The 21,790-nt window shown below is 41.4% G+C and carries 20 protein-coding genes and 1 pseudogene; 4 read left to right on the top strand and 17 right to left on the bottom strand.

From position 1 onward, the window contains the following. Window positions 1–106 precede the first annotated feature (106 nt). The 9 genes and pseudogenes from alsE to SB660_RS16250 form a co-directional block, all read right to left on the bottom strand. A complete protein-coding gene (gene alsE / locus SB660_RS16290) occupies window positions 107–802 on the bottom strand; it encodes a D-allulose 6-phosphate 3-epimerase (RefSeq protein ID WP_306012208.1) in 696 nt (231 codons plus the stop codon). A 17-nt stretch (window positions 803–819) separates the two neighbouring features. After that, a complete protein-coding gene (ulaA, locus tag SB660_RS16285; RefSeq protein WP_339165769.1) occupies window positions 820–2,082 on the bottom strand; it encodes a PTS ascorbate transporter subunit IIC in 1,263 nt (420 codons plus the stop codon). A gap of 26 nt (window positions 2,083–2,108) precedes the next feature. Further along, entirely contained in the window at window positions 2,109–2,375 is a 267-nt protein-coding gene (locus SB660_RS16280) for a PTS sugar transporter subunit IIB (protein WP_061408048.1), read from the bottom strand. A gap of 15 nt (window positions 2,376–2,390) precedes the next feature. Then, window positions 2,391–4,463, bottom strand: coding sequence for a BglG family transcription antiterminator (locus tag SB660_RS16275; protein ID WP_410583442.1), 2,073 nt, complete (start codon window positions 4,461–4,463; stop codon window positions 2,391–2,393). 286 nt (window positions 4,464–4,749) lie between these two features. Next, the gene (locus SB660_RS16270) at window positions 4,750–5,181 is read right to left on the bottom strand and encodes a hypothetical protein (protein ID WP_339165770.1); all 432 of its coding nucleotides are present in this window, start codon (window positions 5,179–5,181) and stop codon (window positions 4,750–4,752) included. A 63-nt stretch (window positions 5,182–5,244) separates the two neighbouring features. Beyond that, window positions 5,245–5,475 (bottom strand): annotated as a pseudogene (locus SB660_RS16265) (structural protein); the annotation flags it as partial. Window positions 5,476–5,706: 231 nt separating this feature from the next. Next, window positions 5,707–6,126, bottom strand: a complete 420-nt coding sequence (locus tag SB660_RS16260) for a hypothetical protein (protein WP_058015611.1) — start codon at window positions 6,124–6,126, stop codon at window positions 5,707–5,709. A 19-nt stretch (window positions 6,127–6,145) separates the two neighbouring features. Beyond that, on the bottom strand, window positions 6,146–7,792 hold the full coding sequence (locus SB660_RS16255; protein ID WP_410583328.1) for a T7SS effector LXG polymorphic toxin: 1,647 nt from the start codon (window positions 7,790–7,792) through the stop codon (window positions 6,146–6,148). Between the two features lie 367 nt (window positions 7,793–8,159). After that, the gene (locus SB660_RS16250) at window positions 8,160–8,579 is read right to left on the bottom strand and encodes a MarR family winged helix-turn-helix transcriptional regulator (RefSeq protein ID WP_058015696.1); all 420 of its coding nucleotides are present in this window, start codon (window positions 8,577–8,579) and stop codon (window positions 8,160–8,162) included. A 169-nt stretch (window positions 8,580–8,748) separates the two neighbouring features. On the opposite strand from SB660_RS16250, the gene SB660_RS16245 reads away from it, so the two are divergent. Further along, window positions 8,749–10,269 carry an MDR family MFS transporter gene (locus SB660_RS16245; protein WP_058015610.1) on the top strand — a complete coding sequence of 507 codons (1,521 nt, stop codon included), beginning with the start codon at window positions 8,749–8,751 and terminating at the stop codon, window positions 10,267–10,269. Window positions 10,270–10,308: 39 nt separating this feature from the next. Here SB660_RS16245 and SB660_RS16240 read toward each other — a convergent pair whose 3' ends face one another. The 5 genes from SB660_RS16240 to SB660_RS16220 form a co-directional block, all read right to left on the bottom strand. Then, window positions 10,309–11,178: a class II fructose-bisphosphate aldolase gene (locus tag SB660_RS16240; RefSeq protein ID WP_003210866.1), complete on the bottom strand. Its 870-nt coding sequence runs from the start codon at window positions 11,176–11,178 to the stop codon at window positions 10,309–10,311. 2 nt (window positions 11,179–11,180) lie between these two features. Then, window positions 11,181–11,639 (bottom strand): PTS sugar transporter subunit IIA, encoded by a 459-nt coding sequence (locus tag SB660_RS16235; RefSeq protein WP_012010167.1) that lies wholly within the window; start codon window positions 11,637–11,639, stop codon window positions 11,181–11,183. 15 nt (window positions 11,640–11,654) lie between these two features. After that, on the bottom strand, window positions 11,655–13,070 hold the full coding sequence (locus tag SB660_RS16230; RefSeq protein ID WP_339165771.1) for a PTS fructose transporter subunit IIC: 1,416 nt from the start codon (window positions 13,068–13,070) through the stop codon (window positions 11,655–11,657). A 12-nt stretch (window positions 13,071–13,082) separates the two neighbouring features. Beyond that, window positions 13,083–13,997 carry a 1-phosphofructokinase gene (pfkB, locus tag SB660_RS16225; protein WP_058015607.1) on the bottom strand — a complete coding sequence of 305 codons (915 nt, stop codon included), beginning with the start codon at window positions 13,995–13,997 and terminating at the stop codon, window positions 13,083–13,085. A 130-nt stretch (window positions 13,998–14,127) separates the two neighbouring features. Next, window positions 14,128–14,904 carry a MurR/RpiR family transcriptional regulator gene (locus SB660_RS16220; protein ID WP_061408067.1) on the bottom strand — a complete coding sequence of 259 codons (777 nt, stop codon included), beginning with the start codon at window positions 14,902–14,904 and terminating at the stop codon, window positions 14,128–14,130. Window positions 14,905–15,062: 158 nt separating this feature from the next. Between SB660_RS16220 and SB660_RS16215 the strand changes: the two genes are divergently transcribed. After that, complete coding sequence (locus SB660_RS16215; protein WP_169056622.1) at window positions 15,063–16,469, top strand: phospholipase D-like domain-containing protein; 1,407 nt, start codon at window positions 15,063–15,065, stop codon at window positions 16,467–16,469. A gap of 10 nt (window positions 16,470–16,479) precedes the next feature. Here the strand turns inward: SB660_RS16215 and SB660_RS16210 are convergent, their stop codons facing one another. The 3 genes from SB660_RS16210 to SB660_RS16200 are packed head-to-tail and all read right to left on the bottom strand — an operon-like array spanning window position 16,480 to window position 18,106. Beyond that, window positions 16,480–16,965: a DMT family transporter gene (locus SB660_RS16210; RefSeq protein ID WP_339165772.1), complete on the bottom strand. Its 486-nt coding sequence runs from the start codon at window positions 16,963–16,965 to the stop codon at window positions 16,480–16,482. 21 nt (window positions 16,966–16,986) lie between these two features. Next, window positions 16,987–17,667 carry a Crp/Fnr family transcriptional regulator gene (locus SB660_RS16205; protein WP_410583324.1) on the bottom strand — a complete coding sequence of 227 codons (681 nt, stop codon included), beginning with the start codon at window positions 17,665–17,667 and terminating at the stop codon, window positions 16,987–16,989. A gap of 13 nt (window positions 17,668–17,680) precedes the next feature. After that, the gene (locus SB660_RS16200) at window positions 17,681–18,106 is read right to left on the bottom strand and encodes a DMT family transporter (protein ID WP_410583322.1); all 426 of its coding nucleotides are present in this window, start codon (window positions 18,104–18,106) and stop codon (window positions 17,681–17,683) included. A 211-nt stretch (window positions 18,107–18,317) separates the two neighbouring features. Here SB660_RS16200 and SB660_RS16195 point away from each other — a divergent pair, with 211 nt between their 5' ends. Both SB660_RS16195 and SB660_RS16190 read left to right on the top strand, forming a co-directional pair. After that, complete coding sequence (locus SB660_RS16195) at window positions 18,318–19,745, top strand: aldehyde dehydrogenase family protein (protein ID WP_169056625.1); 1,428 nt, start codon at window positions 18,318–18,320, stop codon at window positions 19,743–19,745. A gap of 213 nt (window positions 19,746–19,958) precedes the next feature. Then, entirely contained in the window at window positions 19,959–21,779 is a 1,821-nt protein-coding gene (locus tag SB660_RS16190) for an assimilatory sulfite reductase (NADPH) flavoprotein subunit (protein WP_410583320.1), read from the top strand. Window positions 21,780–21,790 lie beyond the last annotated feature (11 nt).

Here is a 21,790-nt window from a genome sequence, read left to right as displayed (position 1 = left end):
TTTCAAGTGTGGATTTGTGATTTTTTATTTTATTTTTGAGCATGTTTTGGTTGGATGCAAAAGTTTAGTAAAATTGCGTAAAAAAAGAGGGTTGTTTCATCCTCTTTTACTCACGTGATTCAATTGAGGCTGTTTCTTTTGAAAACAATTGCTTCATTGTCTCCCAAGCCGTGTCGAGTTGCTGGTGAAGGCCGAATAAACCTGAGTTTCCGATAATATAGATCTCGTTTCCTGCCTCAGCAAGCTGCCGGAACGTGTGCTCATTACAAGAGCCGTCTACTTCAATTGAAAATGAGTATCCTCTCTTCTCTTTTACCGCTTTCACCTGTTTAATTTTCTGAAGCATTTCTTTAATAAAAGGCTGACCTGCAAAGCCTGGATCAATCGTCATGATCGTCACTCGGTCTATTAAATGTAGATAGGAATCTAATGCTTCAATTGGTGTGGCCGGATTTAAGACAAATCCGACCTCACAGTCTCTTTGATGAATATGCCGAATGATCCTAAAAACGTCTCTTTGCACAACCTCTGGGTGTAAGCAGATCATGCTTGCCCCTGCATCAATGCAGGCATCGATTAAAAATTCTTGGGGGGATTCTGCCATAAGATGCACATCAATGGGTCGATCTGTTAGTTTTCGAAGCTGTTCTATGAAAAAGGGTGATAAGGTGATATTTTTCACGTAATGACCATCCATGACATCGACATGATATCGATCTGCCCTTGTGTTGAGAATATGAATATGTTCGCGGAAGTGCGTTAAATCCATACACATCAGTGAAGGTGAAAAAATGGCTGTCATTCTCAGAAGCCTCCTTTTTACAGTTGAAATAAAAGCTTGATCAATCCAATTAAGATTCCGATGATACCAAAGTCTGTATCTCCAAAAGTTGTCCCTTCAAAACCAAGGGTTCCTAACACAGGTAATAAACAAGCGGGTAAAAAGGAAAGAAGTAATCCATTCACAAAGGCCCCAGCGACAGCCCCTCTCACGCCTCCAGTTGCATTACCATACACTCCTGCTGTAGCGCCGCAAAAAAAGTGCGGGACAAGACCAGGAACGATGACAGTTAAACCAAACAAAGGTAAAAGAAAAATAGATACAATGCCTCCTGCAAAACTGCATAAAAAACCGATAATGACTGCATTTGGAGCAAATGGAAAAACGGTTGGTGCATCAAGTGCCGGTTTTGCCCCTTTCACAAACCGATCGGCAATTCCTTTGAAAGCAGGCACAATTTCACCGATTGCCATCCGTACCCCGGCTAAAATAATGTACACACCAGCAGCAAAGGTTATCGCCTGAATGAGAATGAAGACAGCGAAGTTCGTGCCCCCACTCATTTGTTCTATAAAGGGAATCCCAGCAAACGGTGCAATCGCAAAGAACAGCAAAGCCATCGTGATTGAAATGGCCACAGATGTATCTCGTAGAAAGCCGAGTGATTTAGGCACTTGAATGGTTTCTGTTGATCTCTCTGAACGACCGATCCATTTTCCAATCATTCCCGCTGTAAAATAACCGAAGGTACTGAAGTGTCCAAGCGCAAGATCATCGCTTCCAGTGACTTTCCTTGTGAATGGCTGAAGAATAGCGGGTGCAATGACCATAGCGGTTCCTAATATAATCGAACCGGTGGTGACAAGAAACGCTCCTTTCATTCCACCTGTCGAGAGAACGACTGCGAGCATTGCAGCCATATACAAGGTATGGTGTCCTGTTAAAAAAACGTATTTAAAGGGCGTGAATTTTGCCAATAACAAATTGACCAGCATGCCAAAAATCATAATGAGAGCTGTCTGTGTTCCGAATTCCTTTTGAGCAATGGCTGCCATGGCATCTGTATTTGGCACAACTCCTTGAATGTGAAATGCTGCTTCAAACATTTTTCGGAAAACTCCAAGTGAATCAGACACGACCGTTGCGCCTGCTCCTAATATGACAAAACCCATGGTTGTTTTTAAGGTGCCTGACACGGTATCTGCGGCTGATTTTTTCTGCAAAAGTAAACCGGCCAGTGCAAACAAACCGATGAGAATTGCCGGTGTACCCAATATATCGTTCATGATCAGTTCCATCATGATATGAATCCCCCCTTTTTCGTGGCTTATATGTGTTTGCGAAGGACGTCTTTAATAGCTTCCTGGTCTAACAAGTTATTTAATCCAGCGACCGTTCTTGTGCCGTCATCCAGCTGATCAATAATGTCTGTTGCTCCGATATATAGATCAGCTTGTTCATTTTTACTTGTGCTGAGATCAGTATGGTCCACTTCAGCTGCAAGCCCTAACTCTTCTAATGCTTTTTTGACATTCATTTCCACGATGAAGCTGCTTCCTAATCCGTTTCCGCATACAACAAGAATTTTTTTCATTCTCTTTTTCCTCCTTTATCGTTGTGAAAATTGATCAATTAGTTTTTGCACCGATGTTAATTCCTTTGCTTCAACCAGTTGTTTCCTTCGCTTTTCATCACTTAACAGCATAGTCAGCTGTTTGAGTGCTTTTAGGTGGGTCATACTGTCAATGGCTGCTAGCACGATGATGAGACGAACCGGTTTTTTTTCATCCTTAGAGAAAAAAACGGGCCGTTCGAATGACATGAGTGACATACTTAATTCGTTCACGCCGTCCTCTGGTCTGGCATGTGGAATGGCTACTTGTGGTGCAATCACAATATAAGGTCCATTTTGGTCAACGGACTGAATCATGGCATCCACATAACCTTTCTGAATGGCATTTTGTTCGAGTAAAGGCTGCGCTGCTTTTGTGATGGCCTCTTGCCATGTTTCTGCTGTTTGTTGGAGATGAATGGTTTTTTCTGTTAATAAATCGTTTAACACTGGTTTCCACCCTTTCTGATGGGATACATATGCGGGATGAAGCAGCTCTTTAAGATCACGAAGCAGTGCTTTTTCATTTTGTACGATGGTATGCTCTTGAATGATGTTGAATAAAGCGTTCACATTGTTCTTATCAAACATGGTTTCGGCACTTTCTCCATATTGAAGCAAGGTTTTTTTCTCATAGGCAGTAAGGATGGGATGAACGAGATGAACTGGCTTTCCTTTAAACGAAATAGGTGTTGTTGACACAACAAAGTCGACATCAATCGATGACAGTTGTTCATATGAGCGCTTTGATAATAGATCACGTACTTCGATATAACCGATTAATTCGATAAGCTGTGTTTTCAGCATGTGACTTGTGCCAATTCCTTCGCCGCAAACAATGTATACAGAACGCCGCACAATTGGCGAAATCCCTTCTCTTCTCATCCAACCACCAAAATGCATCGCCACGTAAGCAATTTCATGCTCACTTATCTTGGAGCAGGTCGCCTTTTCTAAATGACATACGACCTTTTGAGTGATATCAAACACCTCTGGCTGTGTTTTTTTAATAGATTCTGTTAATTCATTGTTGATATCAATGTGATAGATGAGTCTGTAATAGGCAGGGATGAGATGCATGGTTAAGTTTTGCTCCAAGGCTTCGTACTCTTGAAAGGAGATACATGCATACCGCTGAAAATCAAAAATCATTTGTCTGGCAATGGTGCGAATGAGATGCTCTTCTGGCTTTTGACTTGATGGAAGCTTTTGTTTCTTAGCGCTGAGCCATAGAGTGCTAAGAAAATAGATTTCATCATCATGCACTTGAAGACCCGTTTCTTTTTGAATTCGTGCCATGAAACGAATAGCCGCCAAGCATTCCTCAGTTTCCTGCAATGTACGCTTTTCTTCGTTTGAAAGGTGTATAGCACGTCCTAGCTTCATCCGCTTAAAGTAGAAAAAGAGATCCAAAGACAGCTGATCCAGCATGTCATCAGCAAACTCGAGCTGAAGCTCTTGTTCTGACTGCTCGAGGAGATATTTTAACCTGTTATATGAAATAGGCCCCTTTAACCAAAGAGATGGAAAAGCTTTTTCATTTTTTATCATGGTGCGAATGGAATGAATATAAGGTTTCAGAGCCAATCGAATCGCTCTTTCTTCTCCTGAAATCAAATAGCCGAAGGCTGGCTGATAGTGAAGCGTGAGCTGCTGCTTTGAAAGTGCTTCTTTTAGCTGTTTCATATCTTCAAGCAATGTATTCCGGCTCACTTTGGTGAGCTTCATAAAATCATCAATTTTTAGACATTTCTCACTGCATGCAATAGATAAGAGCAGAATAGCTCTTCTTTCCATTACACATGGTTCATAATCATCACCAACGAGAATGCTGTTCGCTTTTTGAATAATGACTTCTTTTTCATGTGGGTGTAAGTAGTAGCCAAGTTGATCTTTTCGCTGAACGCCACTAAGCTGATGTGTGTCCAGCCAGCTATTCATGCGTTTGATTTCAGAGTAGACGGTTCGAGTAGAGACATTCAATCGATTCTGTAAATCTTCAATTGATAAATAAGATGTCGTGTGAATCAGCATTGATAGTAAAGTCGTGCCTCTTTTGGTTAAGTGCAGTTGGAATTCCTCCCTTCTTCTCTTTGGTTATAAGTCTAATCAACTCACATGCGTCAAAGAAGCCCAAATGTTTTCAGCAAATGCTGTGCAGGTTTTTGGGTGCTCTTTTGTTATAAGAAAAAGCACACTCTTATGAGTGTGCTTTGAGACTTGTATACAAGGAGTCATTTGTCTTCTGAAACGTGATAGAAAACCTTTGTAATGAGGTCATAGATGTACTGGGGAATTTTGAATGACCTTATAAGATATAAGAATAAGAAATACCCAATATTGCCTTGCTATGTGATCAGCTTCCGAATTTTTGCATACCTATAGATCTCCGAAAGCCAGTTGCTGCTTCTCTAATACTATCTATATTCTCCCTAGTTGTTAGAAGGATATATACACTAGAATCTAGAATGTTATTTAAAGCATTATTCAAGTGATTACGATTATTTTGATTTTCTAAATAATCTTTATTTCTCAACCAGACTTTTATATTATTTATATGTGTTCTCATATTGTTCAGATGGGCCTCTCTTAACAACATACTGTCAGAAGAATTAATACTATTATCAATGTAATCTATGACTAGCTTAACCCTGTTAACTAATTCTGTTCCCTCCTCATCGAGTTCTGCAATAAATTCTTCATCATTTAACAAACTATCTACTTCTACCTTGAGTTCAGATAATTCATTAAATAAGCTATGATTATCAATTTGTTCCAATATAGTCATAAACATTTTCTCCCTCAATTATTTTAAGTAAAATTATACATCATCTACTACAAAATGGAGAGATTACTTTAGAATTCTCATTGATTCTTTTTCCTCAGCTGACAATCCTAGAATAACAGGATCAACCACAGGACCAACCGCACAATGACAGTTTACTCGCTCTTTCGGAGACAGTTTTGTATCTCTAGGAAACATGCACCGCTCTCCGCTTCCTAGTATCTCGAATTCCTCATCCAAAGGAATGATGGTTCCGTCCAGCTGCACATGACTTTCTCTGGACTGATTCTTTTTCCCGACTTCAGTTACAGCTGTCACAAGTGCTAGCGTCCGCAGGTTCTTCCTTCTGGACAAAATATTCACGTTGGTTTTGCCTGTCTCTATCATACGATGATCCACTTAGGAAAAAAGGTCCCCTTTTTGTCGGCCTTTTCTCGTTTTTTCTCGGCTTGAAGTCCATTAACACCAAAAACCTTGAAAGGTATTAAGCCATTCAAGGTTTTTTTGTATAATCTCATTAAAAATCAACTAATTTGAATTCATTTTTGAAAGGAAATCTTGAAGAACTAATTTTACTGGTGAATTCGCAGTAGTAGTCAACACATGATTTGCACGTTCTAAAATTTGAGGATGCTCCAATATCAATTTTTTGCCTTCCTCAATTGGAAAACTTCTCAATGTATCGATACAGATCTCAAATAGTTCTTTATCATTAATATTCAACAAATCCATTAAAATATTTAACTCATATTCATTGCACTCATTATCTAGACAGTACGCAATTTTCCGCTGCCACTCTATTGGCTTATTGCGTACCTGATTTGATAATTCTTCCCAATCGTTCAAGCTAAAATCCGAGAGAATCTCACTAGCAATCAAACACCCGTCGTCATACCACGAATCTACCGTTGTATCAGCAGATAAAAGATTATCTAATTCCTTAAACACATCAATACCTCCATTTAAATTAAAATCCTGATGGGCGTAAAGCATTTTCTGTACCTGTCGGATACCCGCTAGTTACATCTTTCCCCACTTTAATCACATCAATTTCTACACCATCAATACGTGCTCTATGCCAAGTTGCTCTATCTCTTAATCTTGATGAAATAGCTGCTGTATCTCCCACGTCGGTAATACTTTTGAGAATTTTCTCATCCTTCCAAGAATCAGGAAAGAGCGTGCTTTTTTTAATTTTAGAGATATTTCCATCAGAAAACTGTTTTGTAAATACAACATTTTTTGTACCATCCGCATTTGTTGATAATACTTCAACTGCAAATTTTTCATTATCATTATTAATTCTAGACGAATGGCCACCTATTAACTGATTTTTGGGAACCTTCCGTTGTCCTTCTAGAATCTTAGCTTCAATTTCTGGACTAATTACAGTTCTTCTAGCAGAATCTCTACCTGCACCCTGAATTCCCATCTTTCCATGAAACCCTTTCGCTCCAAACGGCAAAAGCATTCCAAGCGCCGCATTCATACTCGCCTCCTGCTGTTCTTTCGAGATCTTATTCCCGAACATATCTCTACCAGTAATTGCTTCGCTGAAGCCGTTGGTGGCGGTGAGGCCATATAAACCTTTTTGCGATGTTTTTAAGGCGTCAAAAGACTTTTGTGACGTCTTGTAAATGTCCACTGCCCTGACTGCAGCTGATGTAGCTTGGGTCGTTTTATAGACAGCTTTTCCGCCTTTGAAAATGCGTCCTGCCCAGCCGACGATTGGAATATATCCTGCGGCTGCCATGCCGCCTGCGGCGACGCGCTGTCCTGCCGTAAGTTCTTCGCCTGTGATCGGGTCAACGCCCGTTGCGGCGCGTTTTGCATCGTTCACGCCAGTTAGTTCATTCACAATATTCCCGCCATAATCAAGTGCTTTTTCGTACCAAGGACGGTTGGCGAGTGCTTCTTGTTCCTTTGCGATTTCGCGGGCTTCTTCTTGTTCTTTTTTGATTTTCAGATATTCAGAAGTTTGCTTTTCAATATCGCTTTTTGCTTTGTAGATTTCGCTATTTTGATACGCTTTCTTGTCAAAATTCATTGGAGAAATCGCTTTTCCATCATTTGTGGCATTCATCATTTCTGTGTACAATGCCATTGTAGCTTGCTGCTCCGTTTCTGACAAAGCATATTCATTTTTTATATTTTGATCAAGCTCTCTTAGGTCTTTCACTGTCTTTTTTCGCTCGTCTTCCGCATCTGCAATCTTTTCATCAAAGGTTTGGCTATCAAATACTTCTAGAGAAATGAGGTCGTCGATGTCTTGAAAAATCGTTTTAAGTGCCTTTTTTTGATCCTTTACAATGCTTTTGGCATTTTTGATGCCCATATGTACAGCGTTATCTAAAAAGTGTTCTTCTACAAAGGTGTCGCCGCCAAAGTTTGTATCATCTAGTGTCCCAGAAACACCTTCATGGAACGCTTTTTGCTTATCAATAAAGCTAATAAACATGTCCACATTTCCGGCGAGTTCTTTGTAGAAACTTTTAATGTTATCGGCACCTTTTCCCGTGAAATCATCACCGAGGTTTGCCACGCCCTGAAGTGTCTTTTTTAAATTGACCATTTGTTCACGGAGTTCCTGGTAGTGTTTTGCTCTTGCATCCATGGCACTTGTTAGTGCTTTTGCATCAAGTATCTTCCCCAGCGGAATTCACTCCTTCCTATTCATTGACAAGGTCAATTTTACCAACACAAAGTTTGTCATTAAATAGGAATATAGATACAAAAACAGTTCTTAATATGTAAATGATCCGTGTTTTATTAGAGCGCTTTAGCCTCGCCATCGTCAGTAATCATTAAGACACGATTTTTAAAACATCTTTTAATTAAAATCATTTGAGATGTTCCATTGTAAACAAGAGTTATAGAGCACTTCCATGGTAAGGATGAGGGCACTAATTGCGCCAATTATAATCCGCACTACCTTTTTTTAAACAACTAATAGAAAAACACACCCTTCACATTGTGCTCTCTTACGACTTAGACTTAAGCAATTGCAGCTCTTGGTCCATAATATCTGCTGCTTCGGTAATAAATTGAATAATTAAGTCTAATTCTTCTCGTTTGTATTCGTTTGTGAGCTGTTTGGTTGATGCTGATAAGGATTGGAAAAGTTCTTTTACCTGTGATTTCCCTGCCGTTAATGGAACGATGATAACTCTTCGTTTGTCTTTTGGGTCCTTTTCTCTTTTTGCGTAGCCCGCTTTTTCAAGGCGGTCAATCAGAGCTGTGACTGCACCTGAGCTAAGACCTGTTTTTTCACTTAATTCTCCTGCTGTGAGAGGACCGAGTTCGTTTAACAAATCGGCTGATTTCAGGTCTGTTGGGAAAAGGCCAAGCGATTGTGCGGCCGCTTGGTGGAATAAAACCGTTCGTGTGGCGAGACGCCTCATTGTATGGATGATCAGGTCTGCTCTGTCTTCTGCGTCGTTCTTTATTGACAACTTGTTCTCCTCCCTTTAAAATAAACTATCTTGATCATCAAGATAAATGTTCTCTTACTTTATATTTAAGTTGATCATAGCAAAAATAAGGAGAGAACGTAAGCAGGAGGTAAATGAAATGAATCATGTGGATAAAGGCAAGGCATCCACTCGCTTTGTTGTCATCGGTTTGCTGTTAGGAATTTTTATGGCGGCGATGGACAATACCATTGTTGCAACAGCAATGGGAAGCATCGTAGCAGATTTGGGCAGTTTTGATAAATTTGCTTGGGTGACGGCTTCTTACATGGTGGCAGTAATGGCTGGAATGCCGATTTACGGAAAGCTTTCTGATATGTATGGTCGAAAGCGTTTTTTTCTGTTTGGACTTATTTTCTTTTTAATTGGATCAGCGCTGTGCGGTATCGCACAAACGATGGATCAGCTCATTATTTACCGAGCCATTCAAGGGCTTGGAGGCGGCGCCCTTCTTCCAATCGCGTTTACAATCATCTTTGATATCTTCCCGCCTGAAAAGCGTGGAAAAATGTCGGGTATGTTTGGTGCAGTGTTTGGTTTATCGAGTGTACTAGGACCGCTCTTAGGGGCTATTATCACAGATTCAATCGGCTGGCACTGGGTTTTCTATATTAACGTGCCAATTGGTATTGTTAGTGTGTTCTTGATTGCGAGATACTACCAGGAATCACTAGAACATCGCAAGCAAAAAATTGACTGGTCAGGTGCTATCACACTTGTCGTGGCGGTTGTGAGCTTGATGTTCGCACTTGAGCTTGGCGGTAAATCTTATGCGTGGGATTCAGTGCAAATCCTCACCCTTTTTGCCGTGTTTCTTGTGTTCGGTACCATCTTCTTTATTGTTGAGCGAAAAGCAGAGGAACCGATTATTTCATTTTGGATGTTTAAAAATCGTTTATTTGCGACATCTCAAATTTTGGCGTTTTTATATGGCGGAACATTTATTATTCTTGCTGTCTTCATTCCTATTTTCGTTCAGGCAGTGTACGGTGAATCAGCGACAAGTGCAGGGTTCATTTTAACACCGATGATGATAGGGTCTGTCATTGGCAGTATGATTGGCGGAACGATGCAGACGAAAGTGCCTTTCAGACGTCTTATGACGATCTCTGTTATTTCATTTTTCGCGGGGATGCTGCTTCTTGCCAATATGTCACCAGATACAGCTAGAATTTGGCTCACAATCTTTATGATGATATCAGGCTTTGGTGTCGGCTTCAGCTTCTCCCTTCTGCCGTCAGCTTCAATGAATGATCTAGCCCCTCGTTATCGAGGCAGTGCAAACTCGACCAATTCATTTATGAGATCACTTGGGATGACACTTGGTGTCACGATTTTTGGGACGATTCAAACCAATGTCCTATCGAATCGCTTAGCAGAAGCCTTTAGCGGAATGAAAGGAGCCTCTTCTCAAATAGGCGATCCGCAAGCCATTTTCCAAGAAGGTGCCCGTTCACAAATTCCGCCTGATATTTTAAATAAAGTCATTGATGCGATGTCACAAAGTATTACGTACGTATTTTTGATTGCGTTGTTTCCTATTGCCCTTGCAGCGATTACGGTCCTGTTCATGGGAAATGCACGTGTACGCACATCAAATGAAATGAAAGAAAACGAATAATGTGAAAAAGCAGAGCTTAAGCGGCTCTGCTTTTTTGTTTCACTGATATAGAGGATGGGCTTTGCCCTCACTGCCAACGATACGTATTTTCGATGTGACCATATCTTTTGCTGCTTGTTTCGCTTTTTGTAAATACATCCGTGGATCTAAGCTTTCCGGTTCGTTTGAGAAATGATCACGAATGGCTTCAGAGTACGCATTTTTTAATTCAGTTGAGACATTGACCTTTGCCATACCAAGTGCCACACATCGTCTGACGTCTTCATCCGGAACAGCGGAACCTCCGTGTAGCACAAGGGGAACATCGACCAGCGATGCAATTTGTTCAATGCGGTCAAAGTCAATATCCGGTACCCCTTTATAAATGCCGTGTGCGGTACCAATTGCAGGTGCTAAAGTTGGTACTCCAGTTTCTTCTACAAATTGACGGCATTCTGATGGAATGGCTTTTTCAGCATCCTTTTCATCAACAACGATATCATCCTCTACGCCGCCCACCTTGCCTAGTTCAGCTTCAACGTTCACCCCTACTTTTAATGCGAGGTCCACCACTTCTTTTGTACGGCGAACATTTTCTTCATATGAATGCATCGATGCATCGATCATGACGGATGTATATCCCGCACGAATACAGGTGAGAATCACATCAAAGTCCGTACAGTGATCGAGGTGCAGGCCGATCGGGATTTGATATTGATCAGCCGCCGCTTTGACTGTATCTGCAATCGCTTTTGCTCCTAGAGATTGAACGGTTCCAACCGTTGTTTGCAAAATGACAGGTGATTTTAATTCTGCTGCCGTTTCGAGCACCCAATAAATACTGTCAAAGGAATGTACATTGAATGCAACGATTCCGTATTTTTCTTTTTTCGCAGTCTCAAGCATTGGTGTTGTGGATAGTAAAGGCATGATCAAACATCCTCTCTCGTTAAAATATCTGTTTCTAATACAGTCAGCATGTCTTCATTTGTTCTTGTTTCCAGCAGCTTTTGTCGTTTCGCTTCATCCATTAATCCTCGTGAAAGGGCAGAAAGTGCCTTTAGATGAGTCGTCCCTGCTTCACTTTTGGGGATCAGTAAGGATAAGAAGAAAAAGCAAGGTTTCCCATCAAAAGCGTCCCATTCAATGCCTGTTTCTGTACGGACGATCACGAGTGCTGGTTTTGTGATGGCGTCTGTTTGTGTATGCGGAATGGCAAATCCATCTTGAAATCCAGTTGTGCTCAGCGCTTCTCTTTCAGCTAAGCCTTTTTTAACATCCTCTGGTGATGTACAAATACCTGCTTTGTAGGCAATATCAGCAATGGCTGCGAAAACGCCAGCCTGTGACGACGCGGTTTCATGAAGATTCATATAAATATGTTCCATTATTTCTCTTCCTCCCTATTAAACTGCGGGTTTGTCTATTTTTTTACGATACAGTCCGTATAGAATGGCACCTACAAGTGATCCGATCAGTATGGATAGTACCCACTGGAATGCGCCTGTGACGACTGGAAGGACAAGGAATCCGCCATGCGGAGCTGGAACCTGTACGCCAAAGAGATACGTCAATATAGCAGAGATGGCGGAGCCAAACATGATAATTGGCAGGACAACGACCGGGTTTTTAGCCGCAAATGGGATGGCCCCTTCTGTTATATGTGTCGCTCCTAGAATATAGTTGATGGCCCCTGCATTTCGTTCCTGCGGTGTGAAATGTTTTCGGAAAATCGTTGTGGCAATCGCAATGATAAGCGGTGGTGTGATACATGCTGCTGACACACCTGCCATGAAGTAAAGGTTACCTTCTGCAAGTAAAGCCGTTCCTGTGACATAGGCTGCTTTGTTAAAAGGTCCTCCCATATCAAATCCACACATCGCTCCAACAATTAAACCTAAGAGCAGCGGATTCGTGGATTGAACAGCTGAGAGAAAATCCATTAATGAATTATTTAGACCTGTGATTGGAACTAATAGTGGTGTCATCACAGCCCCAATTAAGAATATACCGATGACAGGATAGATGAAGATTGATTTTAATCCGTCAAGTGATGCAGGTAATTTTTGAAGCAGGAATTGAAGGAGTACGATGATATACCCTGCTGCAAAACCTGCGATAATACCACCTAAGAATCCAGCGCCTCCATCGTTTGCAAGCAGGCCGCCGATAAATCCGACAACCATCCCTGGGCGTTTCGCGATTGAGTCAGCGATAAATGCTGCTAAAATAGGCACCATTAAGCTAAAGCCGAGTCCGCCAATGTTTTTCAAGTAGGCAGCAAACGGATGATATGTTTCATGCTGAGGATCAGCTGAGTAAATACCGAATAGAAAAGATAAAGCAATTAAGACCCCGCCTCCAACAACAAATGGAAGCATGTGTGATACACCGTTCATTAAATGTTTGTAGATGGTGTGTATCCACTTATTCGCCGACTTTTGTTGAACTGGTGAAGGAGCAGATGTTTTTTCTGTTCCAGAAGTTCTTCCTTTCACTTGATGAACGGGTGCTTCTCCATTCAGAATGCCTTGAATCAGTTCATTTGGCGTGCGGATACCCTTCGCTACAGGCACTTCAATCAGTGGTTTGCCATGAAAACGATCTGTATTCACATCTTTGTCAGCTGCGACAATGACTCCGTCTGCCTCCAAAATGTCTTGATCGGTTAAAGCGTTTTCAATTCCTACTTGACCGTGCGTTTCAACTTTGATGTCGACCCCTAGTTGCTCAGCAGCTATTTTTAATGCCTCAGCTGCCATAAATGTATGTGCAATGCCTGTTGGACAGCCAGTTGCAGCGACAATTTTTTTACGGCTCATGTCTATTCCCCCTTATATCTTGTCAATGTGTACTTGATCAATTAATGAATGAATGTCATGTAAATCACTTAAGCCTTTAGAAAATGCAGTAGATGCGCCTGTTGCAATGCCGTAACGTAAGCATTCTTCAGGTGAATGACCTTCAAGCTGTTTACTAAGAAAGGCTGCGAGCATTGCATCTCCAGAGCAAGCTGTGTTTACCACAGTGCCAGTCGGTGCGTTTCCTTTTAAGACGGCGTCTTTTGTAATGAACAAAGCCCCTTCTCCCCCGCGGGAAATAAGCACTTGCTCTGCACCCATCTCAATGAGTTTTTCTCCTGATTGAATGAGTTCTTTTTCTGACATAGGATGTGTTTTGCCGAAAAAAGCAGCGATTTCTTCTTCATTCGGTTTTAATAAATACGGCTTATATTGAAGTGTCTCAAGAACTGCTGCGGAACTTGTGTCTAAAATAAACTTGACGTTGTTCTGATGACAAATAGCTGCTACTTCTGAAAAAATGCTGGCTGGTACGCCCTTTGGCAGGCTGCCTGACATGATCAGGATGTCCCCCTGCGGGATGGCCGCTATTTTTTCACGAAAGGCGTGAAGCGCTTTTTCTTCAATCGCAGGTCCCTGGTTCACGAGCTTGTATTCTTCAGTCGTATTAATAAAAACATTAATGCGTGTAATTCCTTCAACTGAGATAAAATCGGTTTGAATGGAAAGGTCCTTTAAGGATTGTTCAATATAAGAACCTGAAAACCCAGCAATAAATCCTAATGCAGTGCTGGTGAATCCATATTTCTTTAACATAATGGAGACATTGACTCCCTTGCCATTCGGCTGATAATCTTCATCTTCCGTGCGGTTGACTGCATTTGCCTTCATTTCTTTTAATGCAATATATAGGTCAATAGCAGGATTTAAGGTGCAGGTATAAATCAATTGGTTTCACCTTCTTTCTTTTCTCTAAAGAAAGTATCTCATACGCAGGAGTGAAAATGTTTTCAGATTGTGTAAAGGTTTTCATGATAAAAAGCCTTCTAGATCAAAGTCTCGAAGGCTTCTTTATTAATTATTTCATTCGAATCACATAGGCATCTAGTAAAATGCGGGCGATGACATGAAGAGACAAGCGCGATCTGACCTCATAATCTGGGAAGAAGGATTGTTCGCCTTTATATCCGACCAGAGTCATATCTGATATTTTACTTAATGTAGAATCTATTCTCGTTGTGACGGTAATCGTCGTGACTTGCTTCATGCTAAGATTTTGACACGCTTCAACGAGCTCTGCTGTTTCGCCATTCAATGAAACAAAGATTGCAAGTTCGTTTTTACCGATATCCCGCGACTTCAGCCGAATGATATTCGGGTCGTCATGTACTTCACATGTTTTTCCGATGAGCTGTAATTTGATGGTCATTTCTTTGGCAATCATCTCTGAGAAGCCTCTGCCGAAAATATAAATTTTGTCCGCATTATGTATTTTTTGAACGGCATCTTCAATTTGCCCAATACTTTGCAGCTGGATCGTCTTTAAAACCTCTTCTTCGTTTTTCCGAATCGCTAGTTTGATGTCTTCATCAATGTTTTTGAGCTGATCACTTGCATCGGTCATTTTCTTTTCTTGTTTCAATCGATATTTAAAGGATGTATAGCCGTTGTAGCCGATTTTTTTCATCAGCCTGACAATTGTGGCTGTCGACACATTGGCTCTTTCACTTAATGTGACGATGGATAAGGTGGAGATATCCTCTAAATGCTGGTGAATATAGTTGAGTAAATAACGTTCTGTTTCACTTAACGTTTGATACACTTCGGTTGGAATGTTAAATAGTGGTTCATTCAATTTGATTCCCCCTTACTCATTTCATACTATAATTAAATGCCCAATAAAAACAAGCTGATTCTTTTGTCATATATTTTGTTGAAAGCCAACATGAGTGAAATTTCATTTTTGACATACACTAAGGAAAAGTTGTGTCTGTGTGAAAGGAGCTGATCATAATGCTTCATCTATTGTTTTATTTCATCCTTGTTTATGTCGTCTATGTATTTTTGACCGCATTTGTTTTGTTTTATTTACCTGTTCGAAAAACATGCAAAGAACATTGCATTTATAAAGCCTCTTCTATCTCAGGAGACGATCAGGGGACAAATCAAGTCATGCTTCTTGACGACGGCTTTGAATCTGGTCAGGTGAGGATCCAAATGATTCGTGAGGCAAAGAAGATGATCCGTCTCAGTTACTATTCCATTCAAAAGGGAAAAACAGCCGAATGGATACTAGGTGCTTTAATTGAAGCAGCTGATCGGGGTGTGAAAGTGCAGCTGTTGTTAGATGGCATCTGTCACAGTTTGCGCGGGCCGCTAAAGCATTTGCGCTATGCGGTAGCAAATCATCCGAACATGTCGATTCGTTTTTATGAGCCCTTTCGTTTGTTCAAGCCTTGGACGTGGCATAATCGGCTACACGATAAGCTGCTACTAGCAGATGGCCGAGTGGCTGTGATGGGCGGAAGAAATATCGGTGATAAATACTTTGCAGATCAGCCGCCGAAAGACTTTGCTTTTGACCGTGATGTGCTGCTCTATAACCCCAAAAAGGGAAAAGTATTAGATGAAATGGAGCAATATTTCGTTTATCTGTGGAATCATGATTTCACAAAAAGAACAAAAGCTGTGTTCTCTAAGCCAAAAGCGAAAAAAGGGTTAAAGCTAAGAAAACAGCTGCTCAGATCCTATCATGATGCAGTGCGCACGAAAGAACCTTTTGTGATGTCCTCATTTGATTGGGCAGCAGATTCCACTTCTGTGAAACAGGTTGCCTTTTTCACAAATCCTGTGGAACGCTTTAATAAGCGGCCACTTGTGCTGAAAAAACTGAACGATCTTGCGCACCGGGCAAAGCGTTCTGTGCTTATACAGACGCCTTATGTCATTCCAACACGCCCAATGAAATCCGGACTCACCCCCTTACCTAGTGAGATTCAGACGACAGTGGTGACGAATTCTCTTACGGCGACGCCAAATCCATTAGCCTTTGCTGGATATTTAAGTACAAAAAAGGAATTGATGAAAACAGGCGTTCATTTGTATGAATACGAAGGTCCATATTCGATTCATGCGAAATCAATGGTGATTGATGATTACCTGAGTATTATTGGGACATATAACTTAGATGCGAGGTCTAGTTTTTTAAACACAGAGTCCATTTTGGTCATTGACAGTGCCCCGTTTGCGTTATCACTTACGCAAGCAATTGAACGAAAAATCGCCTACAGTTATCTCGTTGCTAAAGATCGAACTGTCTACCAGACGAGCGCTTATGGACAGAAAAAAAAGCCTTTGATGAAAAGGCTCCTTTTAAATGGATTATCCGCGATAACAGTTTTATGGCGTCGATTGATATAAAGTAGGGCAGCTACTCTTGTGGCAGCCCTTTTTCTTGCGATTGATCTTTTTCTGCAGACTCCAATTTGGTCAATTTAAACACCAAGATCCCTGCAACAATCACAATAACACCTAAAAGTTTTGTCAAAGAGAATTCTACTTTTTCTAAGCCAAGCCAGCCAAGCGAATCAAACAAAAGAGCGCAGCCAAGCTGTGACGTGAGGACAATCGAAATGCCATAAGTCGGTCCAAGCCGTTTGATACTTTGAACGAGACAAATGACCACTCCTACACCAATAACCCCGCTGATCCAGTACCACGCTTCCATATGTCTTAATCGAAACATGCCAGTTCCCTCTAGTAAGAGCCCCATCAGGAGTGAAGCAATAAAGCCCATTCCAAGAACGAGGGTGGTAGTTGACCAAGAGCCTGTCTGCTCATTGACCTTACTGTTAAAAATGGTTTGTAAGCTGACGAGTGCGCCAGCCGTGATGGCTAATACTATTCCTATGATCATATATAAATCCCTTCATTTCCTCTATTCATAAATGTTGTGCTCTGCTATTTCTAGGAGCCCTTTGCGGTCACAAATCGTAATCTTTCCTCTCTGCCTTTCTATCAGTCCTTTTTCACAGAATTGCTGAATGACTCGGTTAATATGACGGTAGCTTGTACCGATTAAGCTTGCCGCATCAGTGAGACGAAGGGCGCTTGCGCTGTCATCATCTGTGACAACAGACAATAAGTAGCTTGCAAGCCTGACCTCTACAGGATATAACAGGTGGAAACTCAAATCGTTTGATTTTGTATAAAATTTGTTTGTGATCCCTTTTAGCAGAAAGGATAACATGCGTGGGTCATCCTTCGCATGGCGCATGAGTGCTTGATGAGAAACCCTTAACATATGTACTTCTGTGACTGCTTCGACTGTATTGACCATATCCGTCTGCTGAACGTATTCGATATCTCCAATCGCTTCAAGGGGATGTTTAAAGCTAAGAATAAAGGTTTTCCCTTCCTTTGTGGTCGTGAAAATCTTTAATTTTCCTTTCACTAACAAGTACAGGTACTCCCTCTTATCCCCTTTTGAACAAACGAGCTCCCCTTGCTCATAGCGCCACAAACTCACGTGTGATATGAGCTTTTGATGAAAGACACTTTCTAATTGATGTGCCTTCATATATGAGGTAAAAAGAGATTCATCATGAAGCTCCTCCATCTGACGCCCTCCTTTATAGTTTTAAAATGATCACCCCTGTGACCATCAATAAAATTCCTGCGTAATGAGGCCATTTCATTTTCTTTTTCTGAACACCAAACCATCCTTTTGCATCGATTGCAAAGGTAAAAGCAAGCTGTGCAATCAGTAACGCTGCGATAGTGAGTGTCACACCGATGATTTGGATCGCGGTGACTTCATTAAAAATAATAATCGCTGCAAATGCGCCGCCAATTAAATAAAGCGGCTGCACCTTTTGATATTCCCTGAAGTGTCCGTCTCGTACGACGAGTAAAATGACGAGCGAGATGATAAAGCCGGTCAGCTGCGTGATGGTGGCTGCCTGCCATGTACCAATATCCTGGCTGATTCTTGCATTGGCTACGCCTTGTAGTGTAATACAAGCGCCTCCTAATAAAGCGAAAATAACACCTTTCATTCGTTCAAAAGCTCCTTCTTTTTTCAGTCTAGTTCCATTAAATGATACATGCCCGCAGGTTGAAAAGGACATATGTCCCACTTTGCGTATTATATCAGAAACTTTTTCTTTTGCAGTTTGTTCGTTTTAGATTTTTCACAGTGGGTACAGTTTTATATCAGCTGAAAACAGAATATTGAATGAATCACATATAAAAAGGAGACATGTCAGAATGAGAAATCAAGAGAAACATTTTATTAACGGAGAATGGGTTGCATCAACAGGAAGCGAAACGACAGAGGTCATCAACCCTGCGACAGAGGAAGTCATTGGCACCATTAGCTTAGGAACAAAAGAAGATTTAGATAAGGCAGTGAAAGCAGCTCGTGCTGCCTTCCCTTCTTTCTCTAAAACATCTCGAAATGAACGAGTAAAGATGCTGGAAAACATTGTGCGCGGCTACGAAAAACGCAAAGATGAACTTGTAGAAGTGATGACACAAGAGCTCGGTGCACCGCTGAAAGTATCCGAAGAAGTTCATTACAAAATGGGCTATGAACATTTTTCTAAAGCAGCGGAAGCCCTTAAATCTTATACATTTACAGAGGACCGCGGCGGACATACCATTATAAAAGAAGCAATTGGCGTCAGCGGATTGATAACACCGTGGAACTTCCCAACGAATCAAACATCTCTTAAAATCGCAGGTGCCATTGCGGCAGGCTCACCAGTTGTCTTAAAGCCAGCGGAAATTACACCATTTGCTGCGATGATTCTTGCAGAAATTATTGATGAAGCAGGCGTACCGAAAGGAGTTTTCAACTTAGTAAACGGAACGGGTGACGTGATTGGTGACGGCATTAGCTCACATCCTGATATTGACTTTGTTTCATTTACTGGATCAGGTGCTGTTGGCTCTAAAATTATGGAAAACGCAGCGGACAATGTGAAGAAAGTCGCTCTTGAGCTTGGCGGGAAATCCCCTCTTATCGTCTTGGATGATGCAGATGTGGATGTGGCTGCTGAAACTGCCATTCAGCATATTGCGATGAATACAGGGCAAGTGTGTTCTGCAGCTACGCGTGTGCTTGTACCAGAATCAATGAAAGACAAGTTTGAAAAAGCGCTGCTGAATGCCCTGCCGAAGTTTACAGTTGGTGATCCAAGAGAAGATCATGCTACAGGGCCGCTTGTATCTAAAAAGCAGTGGGATACCGTGCAATCTTATATTGAAAAAGGAATCGAAGAAGGTGCTACCCTTCTTGCTGGGGGAGCTGGAAAGCCGGACGGAATCGATAAAGGATATTTCGCCAAACATACCATTTTCACTAATGTGAAAAATGACATGACCATTGCACAAGAAGAAATCTTTGGACCGGTCATGAGTGTCATTACGTATCAGAATCTTGATCATGCCCTTGAGATCGCCAATGATACAGTGTATGGCCTTGCCGGGTATGTTGTTGGAAAAGATGAAAAAACATTAAAATATGTCGCTGAGCATATTCGCGCTGGTCAAATCACCATTAACAATGCCGAAACAGATTATTTTGCCCCATTTGGCGGCTTTAAGCAATCAGGTATCGGAAGAGAATGGGGAGACTTCGGCATCGAGGAATATTTAGAAGTGAAAGCTGTGATGGGACTTCCAACGGCGTAAATTAGATAGATAAGAGGAAAACGGATGACCGTTTTCCTTTTTTTATGTCTTTTCCCCTATTCGCATATGCTTTGTCATTAGAAATCTTAATCATGACAATCAATATTATATATTTTACTTAATGGCAAACTTTCGGTAAAGTTCAAATTGAACCTATATATATAATTCCTATCGAATTAATCTATGTTTATATTCCTTGTGAGGTGGATATCGTTGCAACTTCATGTATTGAACAGTCCTTTTAGTCAGCAGCAGGCAGAGCTACTCAATCAGCTGCTTCCGACTTTAACAGATCAACAAAAAATTTGGCTTACCGGTTATTTATCAGCACAAGCTGCTCTAGCCGGATCAGAAACAGCTACTCAAGCCCTATCTCCTTCTGCCGCAGCACCTGCGCAGCCTGTCAGTAAAGATGTGACCGTGCTTTACGGGTCGCAAACAGGCAATTCCGAAGGGTTAGCGAAAAAGACAGCACAGCATCTTGAAGAGAAAGGCTTTCAAGTGACGCTCTCTTCTATGTCAGATTTTAAACCAAATAATCTGAAAAAAATACACAATTTACTGTTGATCGTCAGCACACATGGCGAGGGAGATCCGCCTGACAATGCCCTTTCTTTCCATGAATATGTCCATGGTAGACGTGCGCCAAAGCTCGATCATTTAAGCTTTTCTGTTCTATCGCTTGGTGACAGCTCCTATGAATTCTTCTGTCAGACTGGAAAAGAATTTGATGAGCGCTTCAAAGAACTTGGCGGAACGCGCCTGACAGATCGAGTGGATTGTGACCTTGATTATGATGAGCCGTTTTCTGAATGGCTTCAAGGGGTGACATCGTCACTTAGCGAAGGTGAAGCCGCAGCATTCACGCAAGAATCAGCAGGAGCAAACAGCCAAACAGCAGCTACTGAATATTCAAGAACGAATCCTTTTTATGCGGAAGTTCTTGAAAATATCAATCTAAACGGCCGTGGCTCTAACAAAGAAACCCGCCATTTGGAGCTTTCACTTGAAGGGTCAGGACTTGTTTATGAACCGGGTGACAGCCTTGGAATTTATCCAACAAATGATCCTGCGCTTGTTGATGAACTGATTACGACATGCGGATGGAATGCAGAAGAAGCCGTAACTGTTCATAAAAACGGTGAGACTCTTCCTTTAAAAGAAGCACTTACCTCACATTTTGAAATTACAGTTTTAACAAAACCCCTTCTTCAAAAGTTGGCGGACTTGACGAAAAATGAAGCCCTCCATGCCCTTTTAAAAGAAGGAAATGAAGAAAAATTAAAAGCGTATATAGCAGGAAGAGATTTAGTCGATGCTGTGCGCGATTTCGGTCCTTTTGAAGGAACAGCCGCAGACTTCACTGCGATTTTAAGAAAAATTCCGGCTCGCCTTTATTCGATTGCAAGCAGCCTGAAAGCGAATGAAGAAGAAGTTCACTTGACGATCGGTGCTGTGAGATATGATGCGCACGGGAGAGAACGTCAAGGTGTCTGCTCCATACTATGTGCAGAGCGCTTACAACCAGGTGATACGCTGCCTGTTTATATTCAGCACAATCAAAATTTTAAGCTTCCTGAAAACCCTGATGCACCGATCATTATGGTGGGACCAGGCACAGGTATCGCCCCTTTCCGTTCGTTTATGCAGGAACGAGAAGAAATCGGTGCAAGCGGAAAATCGTGGTTATTCTTCGGTGACCAGCACTTTGTGACGGATTTCTTATATCAAACCGAATGGCAAAAGTGGCTAAAAGATAGCGTCTTAACGAAAATGGATGTAGCTTTTTCAAGAGATTCAGAGGAAAAAGTATATGTTCAGCATCAAATGAAGAAGCAAAGTAAAGAATTATTCGAATGGCTGGAGCAAGGTGCCTATGTATATGTTTGCGGAGATGAAAAGCATATGGCGCATGATGTTCATCATACCCTTCTATCGATTATCCAAGAAGAAGGTGCGATGAGCAAAGAGAAAGCAGAAAGCTATCTAGCTAACTTGCAGCAGCAAAAACGCTATCAGCGCGACGTATATTAATGGACTTGATG

The sequence above is a fragment of the Bacillus sp. SIMBA_005 genome (assembly GCF_046535585.1).
In the GTDB taxonomy this organism is placed as follows: Bacteria; Bacillota; Bacilli; order Bacillales; family Bacillaceae; genus Bacillus; species Bacillus pumilus.
The sequence above is the reverse complement of the archived record's forward strand: the minus strand, read 5'-3'. Positions and strand labels throughout refer to the sequence as shown.

Coding starts and splice junctions, on each gene's coding strand:
- SB660_RS16200 (WP_410583322.1), bottom strand. CDS start 18,106: ATGAAAGGTGTTATTTTCGCTTTATTAGGAGGCGCTTGTATTACACTA.
- SB660_RS16205 (WP_410583324.1), bottom strand. CDS start 17,667: ATGGAGGAGCTTCATGATGAATCTCTTTTTACCTCATATATGAAGGCA.
- SB660_RS16245 (WP_058015610.1), top strand. CDS start 8,749: ATGAATCATGTGGATAAAGGCAAGGCATCCACTCGCTTTGTTGTCATC.
- SB660_RS16270 (WP_339165770.1), bottom strand. CDS start 5,181: ATGACTATATTGGAACAAATTGATAATCATAGCTTATTTAATGAATTA.
- SB660_RS16280 (WP_061408048.1), bottom strand. CDS start 2,375: ATGAAAAAAATTCTTGTTGTATGCGGAAACGGATTAGGAAGCAGCTTC.
- SB660_RS16210 (WP_339165772.1), bottom strand. CDS start 16,965: ATGATCATAGGAATAGTATTAGCCATCACGGCTGGCGCACTCGTCAGC.
- SB660_RS16215 (WP_169056622.1), top strand. CDS start 15,063: ATGCTTCATCTATTGTTTTATTTCATCCTTGTTTATGTCGTCTATGTA.
- SB660_RS16250 (WP_058015696.1), bottom strand. CDS start 8,579: ATGAGGCGTCTCGCCACACGAACGGTTTTATTCCACCAAGCGGCCGCA.
- alsE (WP_306012208.1), bottom strand. CDS start 802: ATGACAGCCATTTTTTCACCTTCACTGATGTGTATGGATTTAACGCAC.
- SB660_RS16255 (WP_410583328.1), bottom strand. CDS start 7,792: ATGGATGCAAGAGCAAAACACTACCAGGAACTCCGTGAACAAATGGTC.
- SB660_RS16195 (WP_169056625.1), top strand. CDS start 18,318: ATGAGAAATCAAGAGAAACATTTTATTAACGGAGAATGGGTTGCATCA.
- SB660_RS16230 (WP_339165771.1), bottom strand. CDS start 13,070: ATGAGCCGTAAAAAAATTGTCGCTGCAACTGGCTGTCCAACAGGCATT.
- SB660_RS16240 (WP_003210866.1), bottom strand. CDS start 11,178: ATGCCTTTACTATCCACAACACCAATGCTTGAGACTGCGAAAAAAGAA.
- ulaA (WP_339165769.1), bottom strand. CDS start 2,082: ATGATGGAACTGATCATGAACGATATATTGGGTACACCGGCAATTCTC.